General features: G+C 43.4%; 7 protein-coding genes. 3 read left to right on the forward strand and 4 right to left on the reverse strand.

All coding sequences use genetic code 11. The features are described 5' to 3' along the window. Positions 1-109: 109 nt before the first annotated feature. Entirely contained in the window at positions 110-892 is a 783-nt protein-coding gene (locus D9603_RS19855; RefSeq protein WP_128732615.1) for a sporulation protein, read from the reverse strand. A gap of 241 nt (positions 893-1,133) precedes the next feature. On the opposite strand from D9603_RS19855, the gene yegD reads away from it, so the two are divergent. Then, positions 1,134-2,492: a molecular chaperone gene (gene yegD, locus D9603_RS19860; protein ID WP_128732616.1), complete on the forward strand. Its 1,359-nt coding sequence runs from the start codon at positions 1,134-1,136 to the stop codon at positions 2,490-2,492. A gap of 214 nt (positions 2,493-2,706) precedes the next feature. On the opposite strand, the gene D9603_RS19865 is transcribed toward yegD, so the two are convergent. After that, complete coding sequence (locus D9603_RS19865; protein WP_128732619.1) at positions 2,707-3,342, reverse strand: LysE family translocator; 636 nt, start codon at positions 3,340-3,342, stop codon at positions 2,707-2,709. Positions 3,343-3,356: 14 nt separating this feature from the next. Further along, entirely contained in the window at positions 3,357-4,040 is a 684-nt protein-coding gene (locus D9603_RS19870) for a S24 family peptidase (RefSeq protein WP_128732617.1), read from the reverse strand. A gap of 227 nt (positions 4,041-4,267) precedes the next feature. Between D9603_RS19870 and D9603_RS19875 the strand changes: the two genes are divergently transcribed. After that, a complete protein-coding gene (locus tag D9603_RS19875; RefSeq protein WP_125250973.1) occupies positions 4,268-4,522 on the forward strand; it encodes a helix-turn-helix transcriptional regulator in 255 nt (84 codons plus the stop codon). 74 nt (positions 4,523-4,596) lie between these two features. On the opposite strand, the gene putA is transcribed toward D9603_RS19875, so the two are convergent. Beyond that, entirely contained in the window at positions 4,597-8,400 is a 3,804-nt protein-coding gene (gene putA / locus D9603_RS19880; RefSeq protein WP_128732618.1) for a bifunctional proline dehydrogenase/L-glutamate gamma-semialdehyde dehydrogenase PutA, read from the reverse strand. A 404-nt stretch (positions 8,401-8,804) separates the two neighbouring features. On the opposite strand from putA, the gene D9603_RS19885 reads away from it, so the two are divergent. After that, positions 8,805-9,293, forward strand: a complete 489-nt coding sequence (locus D9603_RS19885) for a winged helix-turn-helix transcriptional regulator (RefSeq protein WP_125250857.1) — start codon at positions 8,805-8,807, stop codon at positions 9,291-9,293. The last annotated feature ends 69 nt before the right edge of the window (positions 9,294-9,362 follow it).

Consider the following 9,362-nt stretch of genomic DNA (forward strand, 5'->3'; position numbering starts at 1 on the left):
TTTTTAACGCAGTTAGCGTTAGATTTACTCCTTTAAATTGAGCAAGTATTAAGTCAAATTGATATTACTACTGCCTATTTAACCTGAGGTTGCTTGTTACTCAACTCGCTTAGCTATGTTGCTCGAGCATGTCGTAGATGATGTCTTCAAGTGCTTCGATGTCTTCTGCACTTATTAATAGCCTTGACTTAGACTCATCAAGATCGAGGGCTTCAGCAAAAAAGCCTTTTAATCCTCGAGCTTTTCTATCCATTTCGAAAATAACTTCTAGCTGTTCGCCACGGGTAAAAAAGACCATCTCGACTTCATCAAAGCGACCGTGAAAATCGCCTGTGATGGTTTTAAACTCCAACTCCTGCACAAATGGAAGACGTGAAAAGGATACTTCATCAATACCTTCACAATCAGACTCATAAAGTTTAAAACCAAGGGCTTCCATCGCATCGATTACGGCTTGCTGTAGCTCAGAAGGCACAATGTGCAGATAGTCGCGGTCAGATTTATCAAGTGCCATATCAATGTCGAGGTTGGTTGCAATCCACGTCTTAGACTGACCCACGGTCAGTGGAGTCTCTTCTGCTAAATCGAGCGTAAATGGAATATGCTTTTCATCACCAGGTTCGATGGTAAATTGTTCATCTATATGAAACGCAGCGAGAGTATGCGATTTGGTAACCGTTATTGTCTCACCTTCACTGTCTTCTTTTTCAACGGTGTAATTACACATTACTTTTAGATCTATTTTGTTGATCTCTTGTGCAACTTTGCCACCAATGATTTTTACAATGCCAGAGATTTCTTCGCCAGGAGCGGCTTGATGATGATCCAGTACGGTGTCAACTTTTGCTGCGCCAATACCGACAGCCCCAAGGGCTTTTTTAAAGAAAGACATATTCATCCTTATTTATGTTATGACCTTCCATCATGGAAAGTTTTGCGCTGTCGATTATAGGAATTAATAGAGATTCGTCAAATGCTTTTCTGTTTCGCAGACGCTGTTTTCTGGGTTGTGTATTATTTTTCAACAAGATGAATTAGAGTGTAACATTAACCCAATCAGCGCTAATAAATTCATCTGACAATAACCTCAATCATGGTACACTTCGCGACTTTTCAGTTGTTCGAGGTAGAGAATGAAAGTCGGGTTTGATTACGGTAGCTCCAATTGCGCAATGGGCGTCATGAAAAATGGTGAAGTAGAATTACTGCGTCTTGAGCAAGATAAACATTACCTACCTTCAACTATGTATGCCATGCACAATGCACTTATCCCCGCTTTTGTGCACCGCCACGCTGTTATTACGGATACCGACTACGCTCAGTCTCGTCAAGGCTTACTGAGTGTTGCTCAGCAGGCAAAACGTGATTTAGATCTTGCTTCGCAGGAGACAGGCGTATTTTTTGGCCAGCAGGCCATTAACGAATACATCGAATTTCCCGAAGAAGGCTTTTACGTTAAATCTCCCAAGTCTTTTTTTGGTGCTGTTGGCCTCAAGCCACAACAAGTTGCATTTTTTGAAGACATCGCAACGGCAATGATGTTAGAGATTAAGCAGCGAGCCGAATCTCAATTACAACAAACACTTACTGATACAGTTATCGGTCGCCCGGTTAACTTTCAATCCGTCGGAGGCGAAGAGAGTAATCAGCAGGCTATCAGCATTTTAACTACAGCAGCCAAACGGGCTGGATTTCAAGCGGTAGATTTTTTGTTTGAGCCTTTAGCTGCGGGAATTGAATATGAAAGTCGCCTTGAGCGCGATAAGTTGGTGTTAGTTGTCGATATTGGAGGTGGTACTAGCGACTGCTCTTTTGTGCGTATGGGGCCGAGCTATCGCGACAACGACCAGCGACAACAGGACTTTTTGGCACACACCGGAAAGCGTGTAGGGGGTAATGATTTAGATATTGCTCTTGCTTATCATCAGTTAATGCCGCTATGCGGGCTAGGTTCAAAGATGAATTCAGGCCTGCCAATGCCGAGTCAACTATACTGGCAGGCATGTAAAATTAATGACATCCAGTCACAACTAGATTTTTATAGCGATAAACTAACACGTGAACTAAAAAGCATGCTTCGTGACGTTGCCGAGCCGGACAAATTGGCACGTTTACTGACCATTCAACAAAATAAGTTGACCCATCAGGTTGTCCGCGAAGGTGAGCTTGGCAAAATAGCGCTATCTGAGCAGGAGCAGTTCAACGCCGATCTGAGCTTTATTGGAGCACACTTAACTCAAACTATCACACAGCAAGATTTTGCTGACGCCGTGATGTTAAATCTTGAGCAAATGGGAGCGCTTGCCAAAGAAGCGATAAGCCAAGCAGGCGCAAAGCCTGATGTGATCTATTTAACCGGTGGTAGTGCGCAGTCTCCATTGCTTAAAGCAACCCTTGCGCAGCAAATTGGTGATATTGAGATGGTTAACGGTGACAACTTTGGCAGTGTGACGGCAGGGTTAACTAAGTGGGCGGATAAAATATTTAAGTAACGCTTACGGCCATCAATGTGTCTTAGTATTTACCTGAACTTGGGGTAAGAAGCTTTCCTTGCCGACATGGATGTAGGCAAGGCGAAAACTTTGCTATTTAGCTGTTCTAAATAGGAAATTTTTAACGCAGTTAGCGTCAGTGTTACGTCTTCAAATTGAGCAACTATTAATGCTAATAGGTATGACAGCCCCTAAAAACGAAAAGTACCATCAATTAGCGTAATAAGTTGACAGCTAGCGCAATAAAAATTAATCCTGAAATACGATCAATCCAAATGGGCGCGGCTGGGTGTTGTCGAAAATATCCTGCAATTTTATCGCCGCCATAGATATACATACAGTCTATTGGAAAGGCTAAGATAGGATAAAGTAAGCCAAACATCGCCAACTGCATCGTGGTTGAAGTTGCTAAATTACTATCGACAAACTGAGGGATAAAAGCGATAAAAAAAAGTGCAACCTTTGGATTTAACACTTCAGTCATCATGGCTTGCAGCATTACATTTTTAGGCTTTTTTGTGCTTACATGCGGTTTATCCTCACAGGCCAGCTGGGCTTGGCCTAACGTATCCTTAATCGTTATGATGCCAAGATAAGCAAGATAAGCTGCACCGAGATATTGTACTGTGGTATAGGCTGCTTCTGAGGCTTTTAGTAGTGCTGACAAACCTACCACAGCAAAAATGGTGTGGATCACGCCACCGAGTGCAAAGCCCAATGCGCTTTGCATGCCAGCAGCACGGCCATTAGTAAAAGTTTGCGCCATCAAAAATGCGTTAGAGGGGCCTGGCGCAACAGCAATCACGGTGCTGGCGATTAAGAATGAAAATAAGTATTCAGGGTTTAGCATCATAGCGCTTATCGTTATATGAGATCTTTACCAATCCATACCACTTTGCCGAGGATCTCCAATTGCTCTAATTCATTCGGCATCACGACTTGCTCTTTGTACTCTTTATTATCACTAATCAAGCGCACTGAGCCATCAAAGTTTTGTTGCAAGCGTTTGGCATAAAGCTCTTCACCAAGTCGCACCACGTAAATCAGCCCTTCACTGAGCTTTTTATCTGAGAGATCAACTAGTATAGTGTTGTTGTTATGAATGGTGGGCTCCATAGAGTCGCCCTTGGCAAACACCACGACGAGTTGTGACTTGTCGAGATTTTTAAATTCAATCCACTTTTTTCTAAATGCGAGATAACGTGCGACTTCTGCACTTTGGTTAAATGCACCATGTCCTGTACTAACAGAAACGTGATACCCAGGGACAATAACGAAGTCTTCATTGAATTCATCTAGAGAAATATGTTGCTGAATGACTGGAGATGGCGTTTTGCAGTCAACCGGTATGCCAGTAACCAACCACATTAGGTCAACATTAGCTTGCGTTGCTATGCGCTCTATAACACTTAATTTTGGATCTTCGCCTTTTAATATTCTGCGCAGCGTCCCTTCTGATACATCAATTTTTAACGCAAAAGCTCTAATGCTGTCTGGCTTGATCGCATATTCTACGCGCTCAGCTAGGCTCATGAGACTTTGTTCCATGCGTTGCCTCTTTAGTTATAATACATGTCCCTCATTATATGAGCTATTTTTTACGAAGTAAAATCATTTGTGACGCAAAAAAGATCCATTTATTAGTTGTAATGCGTAAAAAATAGATCTATCATCTTCATTAAATTACGCATTTGATGCAGTTAGTTAGTGTTTGCGTAAATAAGTGATGAGTTTTATTTTGGCTTATTTGCGCAATATTTTAAGGAATGAGTGTGATGTTAATGAGCCAACCATTAGTTTCTGAACGTGCACCACTTGGTGCAGCTATCTTAAGATTTGCCCGTAAAAGTCGCGGGTTTACTCAGGCAGAGTCAGCGGCAAGCTATGGTATAGAAGAGCGCACATTAAGACGCTGGGAAAATAATGAATACAATCCTAAGTGGAACGACGTCGTTGCTTTGGTAGAAGATGTCTATTTAATGGATATCGTACATGTGATTGTGGGGCTAAGAACAGCAACAGCTGCGTAAAAAATTAAAGCCAGCTTTCGCTGGCTTCGGTAGGTGACATCGCTATGGTAGACATAGCGATTGAGATCACTGTATTACTCTTCGTCTTCAACGAGTGTCATCAGTGACGTGTTACCACCAGAGGCTGTGGTATCGATACTGATGGTTTTCTCAGTCACAAGGCGATTAATTAAGGTATCGTAATACTCGGCACTTATCACTGGAAGAATTGCGCCCTTACGCTCAGCTAGTTGCTGTGAGAAGTAACCTAAACGAGAAGAACGTGCTGCCACAACTGCGCCAGAAAGGTGCGGATGTGCCAAGATTGCTTGTAGCTGATTTTGCTTCGCTACTTGGAAAACACCTTCAGCAACACCAGTAGAGATAAACTTATCTCTAAATGCTAATGCCTCTTCATAGAATAAGTCTGATGCAACGGTAATAACCGTATTACCAGCAGCAAGCGCGGTGATAATAGAGATTGCCCAGAAGTTAAATGAAGTGCTCTTGTCAGCATACACAACAACGCAACCACGAGGCTCAAGGTGAAGGGTATTAGATTCACCTGTAGGACCCGGTAGTGTGGTGTAAGTACGCATACGCTTTTCTAAACGGTTCAACTGAGCACGTGCATCAGACAGGGTTAGCGCAAGGTCATCAGCTAACTCGTCGATAATATCGACAGTTGCTACCTTGGCAAGTAACTGACGTACCGCAGAAACTCGATCATTCAATGCGGTACGACGCCAAATTTTTTCGTCACGCATAGAGTTTCGCATTAATTTTTCAACCTGCTCAACCGCACCTGGGAAGTGGTGGATCTCCAGCTCATCCGGTGTGAGGTCGGTCATTTGTACGTTGTCAGGAGATGCTTTCTCTTTTACTAGGCGAAGTAGGTAGTTTGGACCACCTGCTTTTGGACCCGTACCAGATAATCCACGGCCACCAAATGGCTGTACGCCTACGATTGCACCAATCATATTACGGTTTACATACACGTTACCCGCACGCGACATCTTAGCTAGGTATTCGCAGCGCTCTTCGATGCGAGAATGAACACCCATGGTTAAGCCGTAGCCGGTTCCATTGATCTGATCGATAACGTTATCCAAGTCTTCAGCCTTAAAGCGCACAATGTGAACAATAGGACCAAATACTTCACGCTTCAATACGGATAAATCAGAGATCTCATATAAGCGAGGAGCAAAGAAATAAGCGCCATTTTCACTATTGTCTGGTATTTTCGCTTCAAACAATAACTTACCATTAGCCTTCATGTATTCTGCATGCTTGGTTAATGTCGTCAGTGCTTTTTCGTCGATTACTGGACCTACGTCTGTAGATAGTAGCGATGGATCGCCGATATGTAGCTCTTTAAGCGCGCCTTGGATCATTTCAATGATGCCGTCGGCAACATCGTCTTGTAAGAACAACACGCGAAGGGCAGAGCAGCGCTGACCCGCACTTTGGAAACCTGAAGAAATCACATCATCCACAACCTGCTCTGGCAGTGCAGTTGAATCGACGATCATACAGTTTTGACCACCGGTCTCCGCTATCAACGGAACCTGAATATCGTTTCTTTCAGCAAGGATCTGAGAGATAAGCGTACCAGTTTCAGTTGAGCCGGTGAACATCACAGCTTGAATACGTTCATCTGGTACAATATGTTTACCTACTTCGCTACCACGAGCGATAACAGGCTGTACCACGTGCTGAGGTAAGCCGACAGTGTGCATCAACTCGATACAGCGTAGTGCAATCATACTGGTTTGTTCAGCAGGTTTTGCAATAACGGTGTTACCAGTCACAATAGCCGCAGCCACCTGACCTAAGAAGATTGCCAGTGGAAAGTTCCATGGGCTAATACATAAAATCACGCCACGGGCTTCAAAGCGCTCGTCTTTAGACAGCTCTTCAGCGCGGGCTGCATAGTAGCGACAAAAATCAACAGCTTCACGCACTTCATCGATACTGTCTTGAGTGACTTTACCTGCTTCTTTAATACAGATGGCAACTAACTCGTCATGATGACGCTCAAGAATGTCAGCCGTGCGGCGTAGTAAATTTGCACGCTCTTCTACAGGTGTCTGTGACCAGCTTTCAAATGCAGCATCTGCATTTGTTAATACACTCTGCATATATGCTTCATCGTGTAAAGGCACAGCACCAATAACCTGTTCGTGGTTGGCTGGATTTCTTACTGCAAGATGGCCGTCAGGTACTTGAGCTTCGTCGATCAGGTGCTCGTTAAACCAATTGTCTAGGTTTGCTTTGAACGGCGCTAAATCGTTGATGTCGGTTAAATCTTTACCCTTTGAGTTTGGACGCTCATCACCGTACAGCTCAATTGGTAATTTAATCTGTGTATTATAACGGTTACGTAGACCTTGCAGTGTTTCTACAGGATCTGGGAGCAATGATTCAACAGGCTTAGATGTATCAACAATCGCGTTTACGAATGATGAGTTAGCACCATTTTCAAGCAAGCGACGCACTAAGTACGCGAGTAGATCTTCGTGCTGACCAACCGGCGCATAAACGCGGCATTGAATACCTTCGTTTTCGACGATTTGATCATAAAGAGACTCACCCATGCCGTGTAGACGCTGGAATTCAAAGCCCTTATTGTCGCCTTTGGCAACTTCTAAGATAGTCGCAGCGGTATACGCATTATGTGTTGCAAATTGTGGGAACAATACATCGCGGGCTTCTAGTAGCTTGATAGCACAGGCTTTATAAGAAACGTCTGTAGTTGCTTTACGGGTGAAAACAGGGAAGTGCTCAAGACCATCTTGTTGTGTGGTTTTGATTTCAGTATCCCAATAAGCACCTTTTACAAGGCGAACCATTAATTTACGGCCGACGCGACGTGCCAGTTCGGCAACCCACTCAACTACAAAAATAGCACGCTTTTGGTATGCTTGTACCGCAAGGCCAAAACCGTTCCAATCGCCAAGCGCTTCGTCTGAAAATACGGCTTCAATTACATCTAATGAGATGTCTAAGCGGTCGGCTTCTTCAGCATCTACCGTAAATCCAATATCGTATTGTTTAGCGGCAACGGCAAGTTCTTTTAACTTAGGCACAAGCTCGCTCATCACGCGATCGCGATGTGTAAATTCGTAGCGTGGATGAATCGCTGAAAGTTTAACTGAGATACCTGGGCTTTTCACCGGGCCACGACCTTTGGCCGCTTTACCAATAGCGTGGATTGCACTCATATAACTTTGGAAGTAGCGATCCGCATCTTTCATCGTACGTGCACCTTCGCCTAGCATGTCGTACGAGTATACATATCCTTTTTGTTCTTTATCAGCTGCACGAACGATGGCGTCTTGAATGGTTTCACCCATTACAAACTGCTTACCCATGATCTTCATCGCGTAGTTCACAGACTTACGGATAACAGGCTCACCAAGACGACCAATTGTGCGCTTAAGCACACCAAATTGCTCTTCTTTATTTTTGTCTGAGTAGTTCACCATTTTACCGGTAACTAATAGCCCCCAGCTTGACGCGTTAACGAATAACGAGTCACTGCTACCTAAATGTGAGCTCCAATCACCTTTTGCCAGCTTGTCGCGGATCAGGCTTTCTTGTGTCGCTTTGTCTGGTACTCGAAGCAAGGCCTCTGCCAAGCACATGAGCACCACGCCTTCTTCGGTAGAAAGAGAGAATTCATTTAAAAGCGCGTCAACGCCGTTTTGACCATCTTGATCTCTACGGATATTTAAAACCATTTGACGTGCACGTTCCCATGCTCGGCTTCGAGCTGTAACGCCTACCTCAGCTAAAGGTAAAATATGATCAATTACTGCGTTTTCATCAATGCGGTAAAAGTCACGGATCTTTTGTCGGATAGGACAGTTAGTTGTCAAATCGCCGTTATAAAGCATAAGCAACCCTCAAAAATTGGAGTCAAAAATACATGTAATTCGAATCTACCTAAAAAGTTACACTTAACGTGAACTCGGCACTACCATTCCAAATAAAAGCATACCCAAGCTGGCAAGTTGGATTAATATGTAGTTCCACTTTTATAGATAGACGCAATTACGACAAAATGATGCAGTCACATTGCTAACCATAACACACCTAGAGATGCGTTCAAATTTTAGCCAGAATGCACAATGTAAATGTTCAAACAAGGCTGTGTAAAAACGTGAAATGTACAGCGTTGTCTTTTATCGTTAATTTCGCGGGCATTCTATCGAAAAGACAGCAGAATATGCTGTTTTATTTTTAAGGAATACGGTAAATTTGCGGGTAATCTCACAGCCTCACAAAATTTTATGCTGATATGACGACTTCTATTAAAACTCGGGTACTTGACCGCATTGATTTAGCGATTTTAGATGCGTTGCAACGCAATGGCCGGATCTCCAATGTAAATTTGGCAAAAGAGGTAAATTTGAGCCCAAGTCCTTGTCTTGATCGAGTAAAAAAACTCGAAGCGGAAGGGTATATTGAAGGGTATACCGCCAGATTAAACGCGGCAAAATTAGGACAGCATTTAGTCGCACATGTAGAGATCACGTTAAAGAGCTCAACAGAAGCGGTGTTTGAAGTATTCAAACAGCATATAGTCCACATTCCCAATGTTGTTTCTTGTGACATGGTGGCGGGAGGGTTCGATTACTTGGTTAAAATCCGAGTTCAGGACATGCGCCAATACCGTGAAGTGTTGGGGCAAATTGTTGAAATACCGGGAGTTGGTACTAACCATACGTATATGGTAATTGAACACGTTAAAGAAGATATGGGTGTAGAAGTGCTGAATTACCAGTAGTATGTTATACCAATTAGTCTTAATACTTGCTCAATTTGAAGGAGTGAATCTGACGCTAACTGCGTTAAA

The sequence above is a fragment of the Pseudoalteromonas sp. PS5 genome (genome assembly GCF_004103255.1).
Classification (GTDB): Bacteria; Pseudomonadota; Gammaproteobacteria; order Enterobacterales; family Alteromonadaceae; genus Pseudoalteromonas; species Pseudoalteromonas peptidolytica.

Excerpts from the sequence above, each read along its gene's own strand:
- D9603_RS19855 (WP_128732615.1), bottom strand. The coding sequence starts at position 892 with ATGTCTTTCTTTAAAAAAGCCCTTGGGGCTGTCGGTATTGGCGCAGCA.
- yegD (WP_128732616.1), top strand. The coding sequence starts at position 1,134 with ATGAAAGTCGGGTTTGATTACGGTAGCTCCAATTGCGCAATGGGCGTC.
- D9603_RS19865 (WP_128732619.1), bottom strand. The coding sequence starts at position 3,342 with ATGCTAAACCCTGAATACTTATTTTCATTCTTAATCGCCAGCACCGTG.
- D9603_RS19870 (WP_128732617.1), bottom strand. The coding sequence starts at position 4,040 with ATGGAACAAAGTCTCATGAGCCTAGCTGAGCGCGTAGAATATGCGATC.
- D9603_RS19875 (WP_125250973.1), top strand. The coding sequence starts at position 4,268 with ATGTTAATGAGCCAACCATTAGTTTCTGAACGTGCACCACTTGGTGCA.
- putA (WP_128732618.1), bottom strand. The coding sequence starts at position 8,400 with ATGCTTTATAACGGCGATTTGACAACTAACTGTCCTATCCGACAAAAG.
- D9603_RS19885 (WP_125250857.1), top strand. The coding sequence starts at position 8,805 with ATGACGACTTCTATTAAAACTCGGGTACTTGACCGCATTGATTTAGCG.